The organism is Planktotalea frisia, from assembly GCF_001890925.1.
GTDB classification, from domain to species: Bacteria; Pseudomonadota; Alphaproteobacteria; order Rhodobacterales; family Rhodobacteraceae; genus Planktotalea; species Planktotalea frisia.
In genome coordinates, this window is sequence record NZ_MLCB01000142.1 from 1 (window position 1) to 17,631 (window position 17,631).

Below are 17,631 nucleotides of genomic sequence, written 5' to 3' on the forward strand. Positions count from 1 at the left end.
TCAGACAATTTCCGCGTCATAACCCATGAAAAAATTCGGGTTTTGGGGTAGCAGCGGTATAGATCATAAAAAAAGACGATCTTGAGCAGTAATCGAAAAGGGCAGTTCCATGTTTTCAAAAGTATTCACAGTCGCCATCGCTGCGACTATAGCAATGTCATCACAGGCACTCGCTTGGGGCGATATGTATATGGGTGACGGTACGCATAACCCGAATAGCGTTGCCCCTGTAGCGTATCACGGGCCAAACTATTGCCCAGCTGGCTTGCAGCCTGTTGTTCTGGGCGGGGTCATCTGCTGTGGTACTGCTGCACGCGGCTACACGCCGATGAAGAAACACAAGCACAAACAAACGCACACGCACATGAAGTCACATACGCATACGAAATATCACTCACACTAATAAGCGTGAATGATTGACGAATTACTGAAAGCCCAGCGCCAACGCTGGGCTTTTGTCGTTTACAGAAGCGTCAGATTGGAAGCCATTTCGCGACCATCGCGACCCTCTTCCATCTCGAAAGAGACTTTCTGATTGTCCGCAAGACCTGTCAGGCCAGAACGCTCTACTGCGGAAATGTGGACAAAAATATCCTTGCCGCCGTCTTCCGGCTCAATGAACCCGAAACCTTTTGTTGTGTTGAACCATTTGACGGTGCCATTGGGCATGTCCGAAACTCCTTTTTGTATTTATTTAACGAGAGCTTAGCGCTCAGTTTTGAAAATCAAGGAAATCGCGACTGCGAAACATTGACATTTTCGTTACCAGCGCATGATTTGACGTAAAACCGGAGAGTACAATGAAACTATATGGCCTGAAAAACTGCGATACGTGCCGCAAAGCGCTGAAGGCATTGCCTGACGCTCAACTCGTTGACGTGCGTGCAGATGGGATCTCTTTAGAGCTTTTGCAGGCAGCCGAGGCACAGTTTGGTGCGACGTTGCTGAACACACGGTCTACGACGTGGCGAGGGCTCGATGAGAGCGAACGCGCGCGTCCTGCGCTGGATTTGTTACAAGATCATCCAACACTCATGAAGCGCCCATTGATCGAAACCAACGGAGCGCTTCACTTAGGGTGGACCAAAGAGGTTCAGGCGGCTTTAGGCGTCTGATTTGTTGAACAAGCGATCAAGGGACAGCCAGCCTGCGCCCTTGAACACGATAATTGATAGTGCGAGCACCCAGAACATACGCTGATCAAGAATGATGCCATCCGGGATCTGGTCGAACCAAGCGCCAAGCACAGCTTTGTCGTCCCATGCACCGTGTCCGATAAGATCGGTTAAGCTTTGCACCACGATGAAGCCGATCATGCCGATCGATGCGAGACGCGCGAACAGGCCAATAATAATCAACACGGGCAAGACGAATTCAGCGACTGTGCCACCAGTGACGACGGCCCAATGGAATATCCCAAGTTGGGAAACATCGTAGCCCGCAGCTTCCATCGCGCGTGGGAAAATTTGCGCATAAGCTCCGAGTGAAGGTTGGAAAATCCCAAAGATGCCATCGCCAAGTTTGGTCAGGCCAGAATTAAAGAAATAGAGCGCCAGCGACGCCGCAAAAGCGAAGCGCGCCGCGAAGGGCAGGGCGTTGTCGCCATTGCCGATAGGGGCAAGTAAGCGGTCTTGGAGAGCGAAGAGGCTGCGCATTTGGGTCTTCCTTGTCGTCGTATTTGATTATTGGGAGGGGGTAAGCGCAACAAGCGCACCGGTTTGTAACAACACTCCAAGAAGCGCTGAAAAGTCGAAGTCAGGGTGGCTTTGCTCAATCGTTTCTAGTGCATCGCCAAGCTTAGTTCTGTTTTGCAAAAGCGTGATCAATTCAGCGCTGCCCTCTGGCATTGCGCGCATTTGCGGATCGAATTCTGGCCGTCCAATCAGCACGTTTTGCGCGGCAGCGCTCGGTTGGGGCGCGTCCTTGGTCATATTGAACTGCCAAATGTCGAGTACAGGCCAAGAGGATTGAACAATTTGCATTGCAGGCGCGAATAGAACCGTGGCGCTTGCGAGGGCTTCGGGTGGCAGTTCCCCGAATATCGCAGGATCAATCGGCGTCGCGTCCGCCGCGTGATAGGCGCGTCGCTGCGCGAGTTCCAATCGCGCGACATCCGCTAAATAACCGACATGTTGCAGCGGCTGAAAGGTTTCCAGAAACGCAGGGAATTCAGCGCCGTAAAGCATCATACGCGGATCACAGGGAGGGTGCGCGCGCACATAAAGACCGGCGAGATTGGCGAAGCTCTGTGGACCAATGAGTTTGGTGACAACGGGAAAACTCTCGCTCAACGCCTCTTTTAAACTGACGATAACATTGTTGCGGTACACGTTGAAACGTTTGCCTGCGGGTTGTTCCGAACCGTCGGTCAAGCTAGCAGGAACCGCCATCTGTGGATCAAAGATCGCCGCGCGAAAATCGGTTTGCGTTGTTATCATGATGCCAACGCCAATGAAGGCGCAAGCGCGCGTGCGCCGCGTTTGGCTTCGTCAGCTAAAACGGGCCAGTCAGGGACGTCCGTGTCCCATTCTATCAAGAGCGGTTTTGGTCCAGAGCGTTCCAAAGTGTAGTCAAGCAAAGCCCAGACAGGATCAGCAATCTCAGCGCCGTGGCTATCAATTAGCAAGGGCGCGCCGTGATCGTCCGCTTCTTCATCATGGCCGCCAAGGTGGATCTCACCAACCTGCGCCAACGGAAAATCGTCAATATAGGCGCGCGCATCGAGTTTGAGGTTCGTCGCAGAGACAAACACGTTGTTCACGTCCAGCAACAATCCGCAGCCCGTGCGCTGTGTAATTGCACGCAAAAAGTCGGTTTCGCTCATCGTGCTTTCCGCAAAGGCGAGGTAGCTTGAGGGGTTCTCAAGCAGCATTTTACGGCCCAAGACCTCTTGCACTTGGTCAATGTGATCTGCGACGCGGTTGAGCGTCTCTTGCGTGTAAGGAAGCGGCAGCAGGTCGTTCAGAAACGCGTTTTCGTGCGAGGACCACGCGAGGTGTTCGGAAAAGCTTGCAGGGTTCAGCCAATCGCACAGGGTTTTCAGCCGCGCGAGGTGATCGCCATCAAGTGCGCCTTCGCTACCGATGCTAAGGCCGACGCCATGAACAGAAATCGGGAATTGCTCAGCGAGATGGCGCAGCTGCGCCAGAGGACGACCGCCCAATCCCATATAGTTTTCAGCATGAATTTCGAGCCATTCAACAGGTGCAGGGCTTTCTAGGATATCCGCAAAATGCTGTGGTTTGTAGCCGACACCCGGCGCGTTTGGGAGTTGGGAGGAAGAGCTCGCGTCAAACATGTCAGGTGTCCTTGGTCTGTGTAGGGCGCATGATAGCATGCACCCTACCGTATTTCAGCTTACGCTGGCAGGTCGCGGTTCAGTTCTTTCAAAGAACCCATGCGATCACCTGGGACGTCCATTGTTTCGCATGTGCCTGCGTCAACGAGTGTCCATGCGTTGCCCTGATAATCCACTGTGGATGTACCTGCGCATGTTGTGCCTGCACCCGCGGCACAGTCGTTTTTACCGGCAAGGGACACACCGAAGCATTTCTCTTTGCCTGCAGCGGAGACTGTCGTCACTGTGGTTGCTGTGAAAGAAGCTGCAACTGCGCCTGCGACTGCGAGTGTTTTGAGTGTGTTGGACATGATGTGTTCCTTTAAAGTTGATGTCGTTATCTTGTTTCGTCTTGCGCCTTTTCTGGCGACTGAAATCAACCTAGCCTTCGAAGCATAACGAAATCCACTCACGCGTCCGTGTGTCACGCTCCCGTTAGGAACTTATGGTCCGATGTGAGGCTGAATTTAGTTCAAACCTTTACAAAAAAGGGAAAGCCCGCCGATCGGGGCGGGCTTTGTTGCAATATTTTTGGGCGAAATGGGCAAATGTTACAGTTTGTCTGGTGGGGTAGCTTCCAGTGAAAGTGCGGATATTACAGAATCCAGCGCTTCTACCTTGGTTTGCTTCTCACCAAGGCGTCTGACGGTCACGGTACGCTCTTCCACTTCGCGCGCACCGACGGCTAGGATTACAGGAACCTTGCCGACAGAGTGCTCGCGCACCTTATAATTGATCTTTTCGTTGCGAATATCCGCTTCTGCGCGCACGCCTGCTGCGTTGAGGGCCGCAACGACTTCATAGACGTAATTATCTGCATCCGAAATGATCGAGGCTACGACCACCTGACGCGGGGCAATCCAAAACGGTAGTTTGCCTGCGTGGGATTCGATCAAAATGCCAATGAAACGCTCGAACGAGCCAAGTGTTGCGCGGTGCAGCATCACAGGGCGGTGCTTGTCACCATCCGCGCCAATGTAGCTCGCATCCAAACGTTCAGGCAGAACAAAGTCCACCTGATGCGTGCCGCATTGCCAGTCACGACCAATCGCGTCCGTGAGAACGAATTCAAGCTTTGGACCATAGAAAGCCCCTTCGCCCGGGTTCATCTCAGGCTCGATCCCAGCTGCGCGAGTTGCTTTCAGCAAAGCCTCTTCGGCCTTGTCCCAGACTTCGTCCGAGCCGGAGCGCTTTTCTGGACGATCCGAAAACTTCACACGGAACTCTTCAAAACCGAGGTCTTTGTAAACGCCAGAGAGGAAGTCAATGTAAACCGCAGTCTCTGATTCAATCTGATCTTCGCGGCAGAAGATGTGGCCATCGTCTTGCGTGAACCCGCGCACACGCATGATACCATGTAAGGCACCTGACGGTTCATAGCGATTACACGAGCCAAACTCCGCCATTCGCAAAGGCAGGTCGCGGTAGGATTTCAGACCTTGGTTAAAGATTTGCACGTGGCAGGGGCAGTTCATCGGTTTCAGAGCATTCACAGCTTTTTCGCGTGCGTGCTCTTCATCGACTTCAACGATGAACATGTTCTCTTGGTATTTCTCCCAGTGCCCTGACTGTTCCCACAGCTTGCGATCCACCACCTGAGGCGTGTTTACCTCAACATAACCACCCGCATATTGTTTGCGGCGCATGTAGTCTTGAAGCTCGGTGTAGATGCGCCAGCCGTTTGGATGCCAGAAGATTTGGCCGGGGGCCTCTTCTTGCATATGAAACAGGTTCATCTCACGCCCCAGCTTGCGGTGGTCACGTTTTGCCGCTTCTTCAAGCATGTGCATATGCGCTTTGAGCTGTTCTTTGTTCAAGAACGCACAGCCATAAATACGCTGCAACATCGCGCGATCACTATCGCCGCGCCAGTACGCACCAGCGATGCTCATCAGTTTGAAGCTATCACCCGGAACTTGCCCAGTATGCTGCAAATGCGGACCACGACACAGGTCCTGCCACTCGCCATGCCAATACATGCGCAGGGGCTCGTCGCCCGGAATGGCGTCGATCAACTCGACCTTATAAGGTTCGCCATTATCTTCGTAATGCTTCACAGCACGCGCGCGATCCCAAACTTCAGTGCGCACAGCGTCGCGTGCATTAATGATTTCTTTCATCTTCTTCTCGATGACACCCAAATCTTCAGGTGTGAATGGATCTTTGCGATCAAAGTCATAGTACCAGCCATCTTTGATGACAGGTCCGATGGTGACTTTGACGTCTGGCCAAATCTCTTGCACGGCGCGCGCCATGATATGCGCGAGGTCGTGACGCACCAACTCAAGTGCTGCCGCTTCGTCCTTCATGGCGTTCAAGGCAATGCTGCTGTCGCTCTCGATCGGCCACTGCAAATCCCAATGCGCGCCATTTACAGTTGCGCTGATCGCTTTTTTGCGAAGCGAGCTGGAAATATCCGCCGCAACATCAGCCGCAGTGATACCGCGCGCGTACTTGCGTTGATTGCCATCGGGGAAGGTAAGGGTGACGTTAGCCATATCGGCGCTCCTCGTCAGTTTGGCGCCTACGAAAGCGCCCGGTTGCGGGTTTGTGCTATTTGCACCGCCTCTATGGCCCTGCGCGGGAATCACGTCAAGTCGGCTAAGTGTTTGATTGCGTGCAAAAGTATGCAGTGTTGTATGCAAATGAATACTTCGAATGGTGAAGTAAGCTCATGTTTTCAATGAATATTATTGTGGGTGTTGGGGGTTGAGATCGCTTGAACAGGCCTGATATGCTTAAGAAACGACAAGAAACACCTCATTTCGGACATGCTGGAGCATTAATATGCCACGTTACAACACACAATTTGAATTGACTGTTGAAGACCTCGACGTGATCGAAAGCGCGCTGCGCGAAGTGAAGACCAATTTGCGCAATGACGCGCTTGCGGCGAACACCGACAATGCCCCAAATTGTGACGAAGTGAGCCAGATCCACGATCTGTTGGGCCGTCTGCACAATCAAAAGGTTTTCTACCGCCCCAAGAGCGGCACATATATCAGCGGCTAACCTCGGGTTGCCCTTGCGAAAGCAAGTGTGTCTCAGCATGATCGTGTTCAACCTTGAGGGAGGGCACGATGGCATTTCTTGAAACGGCGCAGAGGCGCAAGCTGGCATATGAAAAGACCGACGGTTCTGGGCCAACGGTGGTTTTCTTAGGCGGTCTCAAGTCTGATATGCAAGGCACCAAAGCCATCCATCTCGAGGATTGGGCCATCGCCAAAGGGCGCGCTTTCTTGCGGTTTGACTACTCTGGCCACGGCGAAAGCTCGGGCACATTCACAGACGGATGCATTGGTGATTGGGCGCAAGACACCGCTCAAGCGCTCGACAAACTCACCGACGGCCCACTCATCCTAGTCGGGTCTTCCATGGGGGGCTGGCAGGCATTATTGGCCGCAAAACGCAGCCCCGAGCGGATCGCGGGGCTTGTCACTATCGCTGCTGCTCCTGATTTTACCGAAGATAGTATGTGGGCTGGGTTCGATGACGCGCAACGCGCTGAGCTCGAAAACAAAGGCCAAGTCGCGTTGCCCTCGGACTATGGCGAACCCTACATCATCACCAAACGAATGATCGAAGATGGACGCAATCAGCTCGTGCTGCGCGACCCATTGGAGCTACCGTTCCCGACGCGTTTCTTGCAAGGCTCAGCCGACGAAGACGTTGATATGTCTGTCGCCTTGAGGCTTTTGTCTCATGCGAGCGGATCGGATATGCGCCTTACTCTTGTGGATGGCGCAGATCATCGTTTTTCCGACAACGCCTGTTTGGCTCTGATCGAGCAAGCTGTAGAAGAGGTTATTAAGGCGGGGGAGAACACGTTGTGAACACACTTTTCAAGTGGATCGGCCGGGGCGTTCTGGTTCTTGTCTTTTTGATCGCAGGACTTGCTTTGTTCGGCCCGCGCGAAAACGTCGACTTAACTGCTACCTTCGATCCTGCACTCTTGGGCGAAGATATTGACGCCTACTTCGAGGCTGAAGAAAGCAAGTTTAGCGATATCGTTGAGGGCACACAAAAACGCGTCATCTGGGCGGGAGACGCAGGTGCAAAAACGCCCGTCTCAGTCCTCTATATCCACGGCTTCTCTGCGACCTCTGAAGAGATCAGACCGGTTCCAGACAAAGTCGCGGAGGCACTTGGTGCAAACCTTGTCTTTGGACGTCTAGCAGGGCACGGCCGCAGCGGTGATGCGATGGCAGAACCAACCGCTGCCGATTGGATGCGCGACACTGCCGAAGCTTTGGCCGCTGCGCGTGCAGTAGGTGAACAGGTGATCATCATCTCAACCTCCACTGGGGGCACTTTGGTTGCAGCCGCTGCTTTGCGCGATGACTTGATGGAGAACGTCGCAGGCGCGGTGTTTGTGTCGCCAAATTTCGCGCTCAACTCACCCTCAGCCGTGATCCTGACATGGCCTGCTGTGCGGTGGTGGGGGCCGGTTGTAGCGGGCGCCGAGCGCAGTTTTGAAACGCAAAACGAGGGCCACGCCGCCTATTGGACCAACAGCTACCCAACCGTCGCTTTGATGCCTATGGCGGCTTTGGTAAAAGCGGTTGATGGGCTTGATCTTGGCGAAGCCAAACTCCCCGCGCTCTTTATGATTTCGGATCAGGACAAAGTCGTTAGCCCCACGAAGAACCGTGAAGTTGCGGAGGAGTGGGGCGGCGACAGCACGCTAGAAATTCTTACCATGGGCGAGGGCGATGATCCTTACAGTCATGTTATTGCTGGGGATATCCTCTCACCTGGTCAAACAGAAGGTGCCGCGCAAGCGATGATTGAATGGGCGCAGAGCGTCCTGAAGTAAGGAGAAAAACGATGGAACAACGCGTAAGCCTGATCACACTTGGGGTGGTCGATATGGACGCCTCCGCTGCGTTCTATGATGCGATGGGCTGGAAGCGGGTTGAAACCGATGATGGTGTCGTGGCCTATGATCTTCTGGGCCAGACACTCGGTCTTTATCCGCTCGAGATGCTTGCAAAAGATATGGGGCTCGATGTTGCCGAACTTGGCGCTGGCCGTGCAACACTTGGGTATAATTGCCGTGAAAAAGCTGATGTTGCAATTGTTTTGGCCGCTGCCGAAAGAGCGGGTGCGCGTATATTGAAACCAGCTGCTGACGTGTTTTGGGGCGGGCATCACGGCTATTTTGCCGACCCAGACGGCCACATCTGGGAAGTCGCACACAACCCGTTTTCACCCCTGCGCGAAAGCGACGGTGCGTTTCGCTGGAACGGTGGATACGCATAATGCGCAAACCCGCCTCTATGTGGTCGCTTGAGACTTTGGGGCGGGTGAGGTTGTCAAAATACTTCTACATGCGGGAATTTCTTTACTCTGAAATCGGCAATATCCACAGCATCCCAAACATCCCCGACAATCCTGATTTGGCGATCGAACGGGGCAGTGCATTTTGCACCAATCTACTGGATCCTTTGGAGGAAACCTTTGGACGTATTGGTGTACGTTCCGGCTATCGCTCGCCTGAATTGAATCGATTTGGCAATGAAAATCGCCTCAACTGCGCGCGCAACGACTACCCTTTGGAATGCCACATCTGGGATTTTGCAGATGTTGAGATCGCTGGAGCATCTATCGCAATTCCATGGTTTGAAGATCAGTATGCCGCAGGCCGTGATTGGCGCGATCTGGCCTATTGGCTCTACGATCATCTCCCTTTCGCAGAAGCGTGGTTTTTCCCGAAACTCTGCGCGTTCAATCTGTCTTGGCGTCCTGAAACGCCGCGTCGTTTAGATAGCTACATTGCACCAAAGGGCACTTTGGTGAAGGCTTTTGCCGATCCATCAGAACCCCTAAGCACGCGACAAAAACGCTACGCTGACTTTCCTAAGTTTCGCGGCCTGAAGATCAGCTAGACAGCAGATTTTAGCGCGCTTACTTTCAGGTTAAGCTAATAAAAAGGGGCGCGTAATGTCACTGCCAAAAACACCGTCTTTTCGCTTGGATGGCAAAAGAGCACTCGTCGCGGGTGCTTCCAGTGGCATCGGTATGGCGTGCGCTGTCGCCTTGGCGGAAGCAGGCGCGCATGTAACGTTTTCTGCGCGCCGTACAGAAGTCCTCGACGGCGTTGTCGATGATGTGTGCAAAGCAGGTTTCAAAGCGCAGGCCCACGCCCTTGACGTAACAGATACGGCTGCCGTGCGCGCGCTTTTTGATGCTCAATGCTATGATATCGTTCTAAATTCAGCGGGACTTGCGCGCCATAGCGCGGCTGTTGACACAACCGAGGACGATTACGATGCTGTCATGAACATAAACGTGCGCGCGGCTTATTTTCTTGCCCAGCAAGCGGGCAAAGCGATGATCGCCGCGGGCAAGGGTGGCTCTATCATTCAGATTTCCAGCCAGATGGCGCATGTCGGTGGTGTGGATCGCGCGGTGTATTGCAGCAGCAAACACGCGGTCGAGGGCATGAACAAAGCGATGGCCATCGAGTTCGGACCTGCGGGCATTCGCGTCAACTCGATTTGCCCGACCTTTATTCTGACGCCCCTCACCAAGCCCACATTTGAGGATTCAGAAAAGCGCGCTTGGATCGACAGCAAAATCAAATTGCCCCGCGTCGGCGAGGTTGAAGATATTATGGGTGCCGCAGTTTTCCTGGCCTCGGACGCTTCGGGCATGATAACAGGCACCTCCATTTTGGTGGATGGTGGTTGGACGGCAGGCTAGCGGCGAAATTGGCTTGCGCCTGTGATCCAAGCAGATAAGTCCAAGCTCAGCGTTAAGCGTATCATATTTTCAAGGACGTGAAATGAACGAACCCGTTGTTTTCTTGCCCGGTTTAATGTGCGACGCACGGCTTTTTGGCCCACAAATTGCTGAATTGTCCTCAGATCGTGCAGTGATGTGCGCTCCTGTCTCGCAAGGCGAAAGAATCGAGGAAATCGCATCCGGATTGCTCGCTTCACTGCCTGCGAAATTTGCGCTCGCAGGTTTATCGATGGGCGGAATCGTCGCTATGGAAATTCTGCGTCGCGCGCCCGAACGGGTCAAGCGCATCGCCCTGATGGACACCAACCCACTACCCGAAACACCCCAAGTCGCCGCCGGCCGCGAGCCGCAGATCATAGGTGCAAAATCGGGGCGCTTGCTAGAAGTAATGCGCGAAGAAATGAAACCGAACTACCTTGCTCCGGGTCCGCAGCGTGTTGACGTGCTTAACCTTGTGATGGACATGGCCGCCGTTATGGGGCCTGAAGTATTTGTGCGCCAATCGCGTGCGTTACAGCGTCGTCGTGACCAGCAATCCACGCTGCGCAAATGCAAAGTGCCTGCACTGGTTTTATGTGGCGAACACGACGCGCTTTGCCCTGTGAAACGCCATGTTTTTATGGCCGAGCTAATCCCATATGCTGAACTTAAAGTGATTTCTAACGCGGGCCATTTGCCGACTTTAGAGAATCCCGGTGCCACGACAGAGGCGCTCTATGAGTGGCTCGCGCAGCCGTTTGTTTTGCAATAATGGCGGGTGGCTGGGCCAAAGACGGGGCAGTAGCCGAACAGATCGAAGCGTCGATTTCGGATGAATTGGCTCGCATGAAAGCACAGCGGCAGCCTGTCGGTGAGAGCGCCGTGATCTGTGTGGAATGCGAGGAAAATATTCCAGAGGCGCGCCGCTTGGCTCGCCCCGGTGTGAAGCTTTGCATTGAGTGTCAGCAAGATCGCGACCGCCAGTTCCGCGATCGTGGTGGAATGAACCGGCGCGGTTCTAAGGATAGTCAGCTGAAGTAGGGGACGTGTTCTCACGCCCCCAAGTGTTTCAGCCCATCGCTTCCAATTCATCGATCATGTCGGAAATCATCGACAGACCTTTGTCCCAGAACTTCGGATCAGACGCATCTAGTCCAAAGGGCGCTAGCAGTTCTTTGTGATGCTTAGAACCACCCGCTTTGAGCATGTCGAAATACTTCTCTTCAAAGCCTTCGCCGCCTTCACGATAAACTGCATAAAGCGCATTCACGAGACCATCGCCGAATGCGTAGGCATAAACGTAAAACGGAGAATGCACAAAGTGTGGAATGTAAGCCCAGAAGGTTTCATATCCCTCCATAAAATCAAAGACAGGTCCAAGACTTTCGGCTTGAACGCTCATCCAGAGCGCATTGATGTCTTCGGGTGTTAGCTCACCGCCTCGGCGCGCATCGTGTAGTTTGCATTCAAAGTCATAGAACGCGATCTGTCGCACGACAGTATTGATCATGTCCTCCACCTTGCCCGCGAGCAAGACTTTGCGTTGTTCTTGTGTTTCTGCTTTCTCAAGCATCTTCTGGAACGTCAGCATTTCGCCAAAAACACTGGCGGTTTCAGCCAATGTCAGTGGAGTAGAAGAAAGCATTTCGCCCTGACCAGCGGCCAGAACTTGGTGCACGCCGTGCCCAAGTTCATGCGCGAGTGTCATGACATCGCGCGGTTTGCCGAGATAGTTGAGCATCACATATGGGTGGACGTCGGTGACCGTGGGGTGCGCGAAAGCGCCAGGGGCTTTGCCCGGCTTCACGCCAGCATCAATCCAGCCATCCTTGAAAAAGGGCTTCGCGATCTTGCCCATGCGTGGATCAAAGGCGTTATAGGCTTCCATCACGGTCGCTTCTGCAGCGTCCCAACCGACAATGCGCGTGTCTTCCATCGGCAAAGGCGCATTGCGATCCCAGACTTCCATGCGATCAAGGCCGAGCCAGCCGCGCTTCATCTCGTAATAACGATGGCTGAGTTTTGGGTAAGCTTTTACAACCGCACTGCGCAGCGCTTCGACAACTTCAGGTTCTACATGATTGCTCAGATGACGCCCTGTTTGCGGTGTTTCCATGCCGCGCCAGCGATCAATGATCTCTTTCTCTTTGGCCTGCGTGTTGTGCACGCGCGCGAATGTTTTGACGTTCTCGCCCAAAACACGCGCCACTTCGCGGCTCGCTGCTTCGCGTTTAGAGCGATCTTGTTCTGTTAGCAGGTTCAGTGTGCCCTCAATATTTAGGGTTTGCCCATCCACCTCGAAACTCAGGCCTGCGATGGTTTCATCGAACATCCGCTCCCACGCATCACCGACAACGCCAAGATCATGCAGGAATTTCTCCAACTCATCGCTAAGCTGGTAAGGTTTCATCGCACGAATGCGATCAAAAACAGGCTTATAGCGCGCAAGATCGGAATTGGCGGCAAAATGCGCATCCAGCGCGTCGTCGTCCAAACGGTTCAGCTCAAGCGTGAAGAACACCAAAGGCGTGGTGAAATTGGTGATCTTTTCTTGCATGTCGGACATGAACTTCGCTCGGTCCGCGTCGGTGGTAATCTGATAATAGCGCAACCCTGCAAAGGACATAATGCGCCCTGCGACAGAGTTGATCCGTTCGTTACGCAGCACACAATCAAGAAGCCCCGCGTCATCAAGATCCGCGAGCTTGCCCTCAAAATCGCGTGCGAAACTCGCGCAGGCCTCTTCCAGCCAATCGAGATCGCGCTTCAATTCGGGCGCATCCTCACCCGTATAGAGATCGCTCAGATCCCATTCCGGCAAGTTGCCAAGCGGATCGGTGCCAGAGCCAGCATTGGCATCGCGAACGGGAAAGGGCAGGTGGAACATCTTGAAAAACCTCATATCTCTTTAGCCCATAACCTAGGCATGCGCGCCGCGAGTTAAACCCCAAAAGCGCATGATGCCAATCTGGTGATGGGGTTAGCCGTAGATCACCAACATTTCGTTAAGATCATCGAGCGTATTCGCATCCTTTGCGACTTTATCCTGCCGCCAACGCAGCATGCGCGGAAATCGCAGTGCGACACCTGATTTATGACGCGTGCTGCGTTGAATACCCTCAAATGCAATCTCGAAGACATGTTCAGCAGGCACTTGGCGTACAGGGCCAAAACGCTGCAACGTATTCTGACGCACCCAAGCGGTGATTTGACGAAATTCGGCGTCGCTCAGTCCGGAGTAGGCTTTGGTAAACGGCACCAAATCGTTGCCGTTCCAAACCGCAAATGTGTAATCGGTGAACAGGTTCGCGCGCCGTCCATGTCCCGATTGCGCGTAGATCATCACCGCGTCAATCGTCAGCGGATCGAGTTTCCATTTCCACCAATCGCCCTTTTTGCGACCCGCAAGATAGGGGCTCGCGCATCGCTTGAGCATCAAGCCTTCAGCTTGCTTATCGCGCGCTTGCGCGCGATGTGTCGCCAACTGTTCCCACGTGTTAGCCTCGATGCTGGGAGACAGGCGGATAGGTGCGGTTTCTGGCAGCGACTGAAGCAACGCCTCGAGCTGTGCGCGCCGTGTCGAAAACGCGCTTTCGCGCAAGTCTTCACCGTTCAATTCCAGCAAGTCATATGCGTAGAGAATGACAGGTGTGTCGCGCAGCAGTTTCGCTGGAACAGTCTTGCGCGTGATGCGCTTTTGAAGCGCCGCAAAGGGCAATGGCTTTTCGTCTTTCCAGCCCAGAATTTCGCCATCGAGCACAACGCCGCTCGGCAGGAAATCAAGCAAAGCTGCAAACTCAGGGAAGCGATCTGTCATCAATTCTTCGCCGCGTGACCAAACAAAATGAGTTCCGCCGCGCAGAATAATCTGCCCGCGAATACCGTCCCATTTCCACTCTGCATGCCAGTCTGTGATTGGGCCTAACTGATCGGGCGCGCCGTCAACAGCATGAGCCAAATAGAAAGGATACGGGCGCGACAGGGCGGCTTCGGGATCGTCTGCTTCGATCAATGTTTCAAAACTGGTGGTTTGAGGTGTCCAATTGCCCATCAATCGATGCGCGAGATCTGCCTCGTCTTGCCCGGTCGCCTGCGCAAGCGCGCGGGTCATCAGTTTTTGTGAAACACCAACACGAAAACCACCGGTGATTAGCTTGTTAAACAAGAACCGCTCTGTGCCATTGAGGTGATCCCAAGCGTCAATGACGAACGCTCTCTTGAGGTCTTCCGGTTCTTTTGACAAAGCAATCAGAGCGTTCAGCCAATGCGTTAGAGTGTAGTCGTAAGTATCTGAACTATCAGGTAAAATTAAACTTATCGTTTCAGCCAAATCTCCAACTATCGGATAGCATTCCTCGAAGAGCCATAGCTCTAACCCTGCACATTCCGCAGCCCATGTGCGCAAAAGCGTTGTTGTGATAGCACGCTTTGGGCGGCGGCCAGAGAACAACGCGATGGTCCAGAGCTTATCCTCGTCGTTTGCCGTTTCGAAATAATGCGCGAGCGCTTGGACTTTGAGACTGGTTTTGGTTGTTTCATCCAGCGTTTTAAAAAGGGCGGCGAAGTCTTTCATATTGCTTCACTTTCCTCGCTTTGCGCGGCTTCACCCTGAAAGTCTGTTTCAACGATTGCAGCGTTGTAGCCAATCCCTCTCAAGTGGCGCGCGAAGATATCTGTGTAACCATGTGTTACGTATATGTTTTCAGCGCCTGTAAGTTTGATTGCATCGCATAACCCGTTCCAATCGGCATGATCAGAAATGACAAAACCTTGATCCAATGCGCGACGGCGGCGCACGCCCCGAAGGCGCATCCAGCCACTCGCAAATCCGCTTGAGGATGCGCCGAAACTGCGGGCCCACTTAGAACCAAGGGCGGCAGGTGGTGCCAGCACCATTGCGCCTGCATACGCTTTGGGGTCGACATCTGGCGTGACTTGAATTGTGTCCGGCAAAGTAACGCTCTGCTTGCGTAAAATGCCATTACTGACTTCAATTGCTCCGTGCGTGAGAACGCGGCCAATGCTCACGTCAAGCATCGACAATATGCGTTGCGCTTTGCCAAGGGAATACGCGCCGATCATGCTCGTTTTGCCCGCCGCCTGATTGCGCGCCCACCATGTGTTTATCTCGGCTGCAATGACGGCCTGGGGCTGCCATTTGAAGATCGGTAAGCCGAACGTGCATTCAGTGATGAAATGGGTGCAGCGGATGGGTTCAAACGGCTCGCTGATGCCGTCATTCTCGATTTTATAGTCACCCGAGATGACCCAGACCTCACCCTTGTGCGCCAGCCGTATCTGCGCAGAGCCGACAACATGGCCCGCAGGATGAAACGAGATGTCCACGCCATTGATGCAAATCACATCTCCATATTGCACCGTTTGCAGCGTTATCTCGCCCAAGCGGTGCAGCATGATGGGTGCAGCACTTGCGGTGCACATATAGTGACCATGACCCGCGCGCGCATGATCTGCGTGACCGTGGGTGATAAGCGCGCGTGCGACAGGTTTCCACGGGTCGACATAGACATCGGCACGGGGGCAATAGATCCCGCGATCTGTGAACGTGATGAGAGGTGCGCTGGCCATGCTTCGCAATATAGCGCAGCGCGGCGTTCGTTAAAGCGCGTCGAGGAAAGCGACCGCCTGTGCTGTTAGCTTTTTGCGGGTCGCGGGAATGTCCATGAGAACTTCATGCTCTGCGTTTGGAACCATTTGCAGCGTTCCATTGTTCCAAGCAGCCATCTTTTGATGAACTGCGCCCGCATCTACGATGCGTTCATTGTCACCAAGAAAGGTCAAAGATGGAATTTTAGGAACTGGTGCTGACATGATCGCGTTGCACTCGATGAGTGCTTCTTTCAGCCAATGTAGGCTTGGGCCGCCTAGCTCTAGGGCAGGCACAGATTTGATCTGTGTCTCCATCAAATTCCACATATCCAGATCGCGCGTCAGTGTGTTGTCCTGAAACGGATCACTTAGAATAAAGCTGCGCCCGTTGGTGCCGGGCGCGAGCGTTGTGCCGACGCCGAGCATATCGGCGGCGCGCGATAGTACCCAAGCGGCGGGCCGCAAAGCAGGTGACATCAATATGCCCCACATCGGCGCGGAAAACAGCGCACCTTTCACAGGCAGTCCGTCGATCAGCGAGCGTAATCCGATGCAACCGCCCATGGAATGTCCCAGAATCGCGAGCGGAGCAGGCATACCTGCGTCGCCCACTGTTTCCAAAAGCAGGGCCACGTCTTTTTGGTAATCGGCGAAAGTGCCCACATGACCGCGGTATTGTTCTTCGACCAAACGATCAGACAATCCCTGTCCGCGCCAATCGAGACTCGCGACGGCATATCCAGCGGCGTGTAAATCCGCTGCGACATGTGCGTATTTTTCAATGTATTCGGTGCGCCCTGTATAGATCAGGATCGTGGCTTTCGCACCGTCAAGCGGCCAAAGGCCGATGCGCAAACGCACGCCATCGCTGGCTTTTCGCCAAAGCGCGTAACCGCTGCTTGGGCCTTCGCAAATGTCAGCGTGATAGGGTGCGTTTGTCATCGTTACTCATCCAAAACTTATTAGCTCAGCACTGCGCCAAGTTTCATTGCCATACCCATATCGCCATCGACAGAGAGCTTGCCAGACATGAAAGCCGCCGTTGCGTTCTGTTCACCCTCAAGAATGGCCTGAAACGTGTCCGCATCCGCAGTCAACGTCACGTCCGCTTCTGCATCAGACGCCGATGCGCCTGTTTCGTCAATACGAACAGCGCCTTCGCCTTCGATTTCGAACTTTGCGCTGCCATCAAATGCGGCATCTGCCAGTTTTTCGTTCAGTGCTATCACTGCTGCATTAATAATATCGCTCATCTTGCTCTCCGCTTCGTTATCTCATTGCATCTGGCATCTCGCCATTCATGCGCTACACTCTCACATATGAGAGCGATAAATCACATGCGCAAACCTTACCTTGCGGCACACTCACGTAAACTTGGCGTGATGCTTTTGGCTGCGCTCTTGATGCTGGCAGTCGCCTACGGCGGTGTCGCCGGCGCACAAGAGCTCCCTGAGCAAAATGAAGCGGAAATAAACGCGCAAGTGCTTCTTGAAAAATTACGCGACGCTTCTGAAGGGGACGCCGCTAAAATAGCCACCCAAATCAAGCGGGCCTGGGCGCGCTCTGGGTCCGCGTCGGCTGATTTGTTGTTGAAACGTGGCCGCGACGCACTTCAAGCGAAGAAACCCAAAGTTGCGATAGAGCATCTCACAGCTCTGACAGATCACGCGCCTGACTTCGCCGAAGGCTGGCACATGCGCGCCAGTGCGCTTTATCAACAGCAGTTGTATGGCCCTGCTTTGGATGATCTTGAGAAGACGCTGGCGCTAAACCCGAACCATTTCGAGGCGATCCAAGGTCTGGGTGCAATTTTCGAGCAACTCGGCGATCCGATGCGCGCATATGAAGTCTACGAGCAAGTTCTGACTATACATCCGCATCATGCAGACGTACTCGAAGCAATGGAGCGGTTAGAGACGCAAGTCAAAGGTCCCGCCCTCTAATTTTATATCGAGTTT

General features: G+C 53.7%; 22 protein-coding genes. 11 read left to right on the forward strand and 11 right to left on the reverse strand.

The window, feature by feature from the left end; translation table 11 throughout:
• The first annotated feature begins 109 nt into the window (after positions 1-109).
• The gene (locus PFRI_RS11270) at positions 110-403 is read left to right on the forward strand and encodes a hypothetical protein (RefSeq protein ID WP_072630808.1); all 294 of its coding nucleotides are present in this window, start codon (positions 110-112) and stop codon (positions 401-403) included.
• 59 nt (positions 404-462) lie between these two features.
• Here the strand turns inward: PFRI_RS11270 and PFRI_RS11275 are convergent, their stop codons facing one another.
• Positions 463-669, reverse strand: coding sequence for a cold-shock protein (locus tag PFRI_RS11275; protein WP_072630809.1), 207 nt, complete (start codon positions 667-669; stop codon positions 463-465).
• 131 nt (positions 670-800) lie between these two features.
• Between PFRI_RS11275 and PFRI_RS11280 the strand changes: the two genes are divergently transcribed.
• Positions 801-1,115 carry an ArsC/Spx/MgsR family protein gene (locus PFRI_RS11280; RefSeq protein WP_072630810.1) on the forward strand — a complete coding sequence of 105 codons (315 nt, stop codon included), beginning with the start codon at positions 801-803 and terminating at the stop codon, positions 1,113-1,115.
• Here PFRI_RS11280 and PFRI_RS11285 read toward each other — a convergent pair.
• The 5 genes from PFRI_RS11285 to thrS form a co-directional block, all read right to left on the reverse strand.
• On the reverse strand, positions 1,104-1,655 hold the full coding sequence (locus tag PFRI_RS11285) for a DoxX family protein (RefSeq protein ID WP_072630811.1): 552 nt from the start codon (positions 1,653-1,655) through the stop codon (positions 1,104-1,106). The two genes, PFRI_RS11280 and PFRI_RS11285, sit on opposite strands and share 12 nt — an antisense overlap.
• 27 nt (positions 1,656-1,682) lie before the next feature.
• Positions 1,683-2,438 (reverse strand): HvfC/BufC N-terminal domain-containing protein, encoded by a 756-nt coding sequence (locus PFRI_RS11290; RefSeq protein ID WP_072630812.1) that lies wholly within the window; start codon positions 2,436-2,438, stop codon positions 1,683-1,685.
• Positions 2,435-3,298, reverse strand: a complete 864-nt coding sequence (bufB, locus tag PFRI_RS11295) for an MNIO family bufferin maturase (protein WP_072630813.1) — start codon at positions 3,296-3,298, stop codon at positions 2,435-2,437. The genes PFRI_RS11290 and bufB overlap by 4 nt, the downstream gene beginning before the upstream one ends.
• A 59-nt stretch (positions 3,299-3,357) precedes the next feature.
• Positions 3,358-3,648, reverse strand: coding sequence for a BufA1 family periplasmic bufferin-type metallophore (locus PFRI_RS11300; RefSeq protein WP_072630814.1), 291 nt, complete (start codon positions 3,646-3,648; stop codon positions 3,358-3,360).
• A gap of 240 nt (positions 3,649-3,888) precedes the next feature.
• A complete protein-coding gene (gene thrS, locus PFRI_RS11305; RefSeq protein ID WP_072630815.1) occupies positions 3,889-5,835 on the reverse strand; it encodes a threonine--tRNA ligase in 1,947 nt (648 codons plus the stop codon).
• 289 nt (positions 5,836-6,124) lie between these two features.
• Between thrS and PFRI_RS11310 the strand changes: the two genes are divergently transcribed.
• From PFRI_RS11310 to PFRI_RS11345, 8 genes are all read left to right on the forward strand, one after another.
• Complete coding sequence (locus PFRI_RS11310; protein WP_072630816.1) at positions 6,125-6,349, forward strand: hypothetical protein; 225 nt, start codon at positions 6,125-6,127, stop codon at positions 6,347-6,349.
• 68 nt (positions 6,350-6,417) lie between these two features.
• The gene (locus tag PFRI_RS11315; protein WP_072630817.1) at positions 6,418-7,170 is read left to right on the forward strand and encodes an alpha/beta fold hydrolase; all 753 of its coding nucleotides are present in this window, start codon (positions 6,418-6,420) and stop codon (positions 7,168-7,170) included.
• Positions 7,167-8,153, forward strand: a complete 987-nt coding sequence (locus PFRI_RS11320; RefSeq protein ID WP_072630818.1) for an alpha/beta hydrolase — start codon at positions 7,167-7,169, stop codon at positions 8,151-8,153. Before PFRI_RS11315 ends, PFRI_RS11320 begins: the two co-directional genes overlap by 4 nt.
• Positions 8,154-8,164: 11 nt before the next feature.
• On the forward strand, positions 8,165-8,599 hold the full coding sequence (locus PFRI_RS11325; RefSeq protein ID WP_072630819.1) for a VOC family protein: 435 nt from the start codon (positions 8,165-8,167) through the stop codon (positions 8,597-8,599).
• Positions 8,600-8,616: 17 nt separating this feature from the next.
• A complete protein-coding gene (locus PFRI_RS11330) occupies positions 8,617-9,225 on the forward strand; it encodes a hypothetical protein (protein WP_072630840.1) in 609 nt (202 codons plus the stop codon).
• Between the two features lie 55 nt (positions 9,226-9,280).
• On the forward strand, positions 9,281-10,042 hold the full coding sequence (locus PFRI_RS11335) for an SDR family NAD(P)-dependent oxidoreductase (protein ID WP_072630820.1): 762 nt from the start codon (positions 9,281-9,283) through the stop codon (positions 10,040-10,042).
• Positions 10,043-10,124: 82 nt separating this feature from the next.
• Complete coding sequence (locus tag PFRI_RS11340) at positions 10,125-10,835, forward strand: alpha/beta fold hydrolase (protein ID WP_072630821.1); 711 nt, start codon at positions 10,125-10,127, stop codon at positions 10,833-10,835.
• Entirely contained in the window at positions 10,835-11,104 is a 270-nt protein-coding gene (locus PFRI_RS11345; protein ID WP_072630822.1) for a DksA/TraR family C4-type zinc finger protein, read from the forward strand. The genes PFRI_RS11340 and PFRI_RS11345 overlap by 1 nt, the downstream gene beginning before the upstream one ends.
• A 28-nt stretch (positions 11,105-11,132) precedes the next feature.
• Here PFRI_RS11345 and PFRI_RS11350 read toward each other — a convergent pair whose 3' ends face one another.
• From PFRI_RS11350 to PFRI_RS11370, 5 genes are all read right to left on the reverse strand, one after another.
• Complete coding sequence (locus PFRI_RS11350; RefSeq protein ID WP_072630841.1) at positions 11,133-12,950, reverse strand: M3 family oligoendopeptidase; 1,818 nt, start codon at positions 12,948-12,950, stop codon at positions 11,133-11,135.
• 93 nt (positions 12,951-13,043) lie between these two features.
• Positions 13,044-14,636, reverse strand: a complete 1,593-nt coding sequence (locus PFRI_RS11355; RefSeq protein WP_072630823.1) for an ATP-dependent DNA ligase — start codon at positions 14,634-14,636, stop codon at positions 13,044-13,046.
• On the reverse strand, positions 14,633-15,652 hold the full coding sequence (locus PFRI_RS11360; RefSeq protein ID WP_072630824.1) for a ligase-associated DNA damage response exonuclease: 1,020 nt from the start codon (positions 15,650-15,652) through the stop codon (positions 14,633-14,635). The genes PFRI_RS11355 and PFRI_RS11360 overlap by 4 nt, the downstream gene beginning before the upstream one ends.
• Before the next feature lie 30 nt (positions 15,653-15,682).
• Positions 15,683-16,615, reverse strand: a complete 933-nt coding sequence (locus tag PFRI_RS11365; protein ID WP_072630825.1) for an alpha/beta fold hydrolase — start codon at positions 16,613-16,615, stop codon at positions 15,683-15,685.
• A gap of 20 nt (positions 16,616-16,635) precedes the next feature.
• Positions 16,636-16,926, reverse strand: a complete 291-nt coding sequence (locus PFRI_RS11370; protein ID WP_072630826.1) for an SCP2 sterol-binding domain-containing protein — start codon at positions 16,924-16,926, stop codon at positions 16,636-16,638.
• Between the two features lie 84 nt (positions 16,927-17,010).
• Here PFRI_RS11370 and PFRI_RS11375 point away from each other — a divergent pair, with 84 nt between their 5' ends.
• Positions 17,011-17,616: a tetratricopeptide repeat protein gene (locus PFRI_RS11375; RefSeq protein ID WP_245812354.1), complete on the forward strand. Its 606-nt coding sequence runs from the start codon at positions 17,011-17,013 to the stop codon at positions 17,614-17,616.
• Positions 17,617-17,631 lie beyond the last annotated feature (15 nt).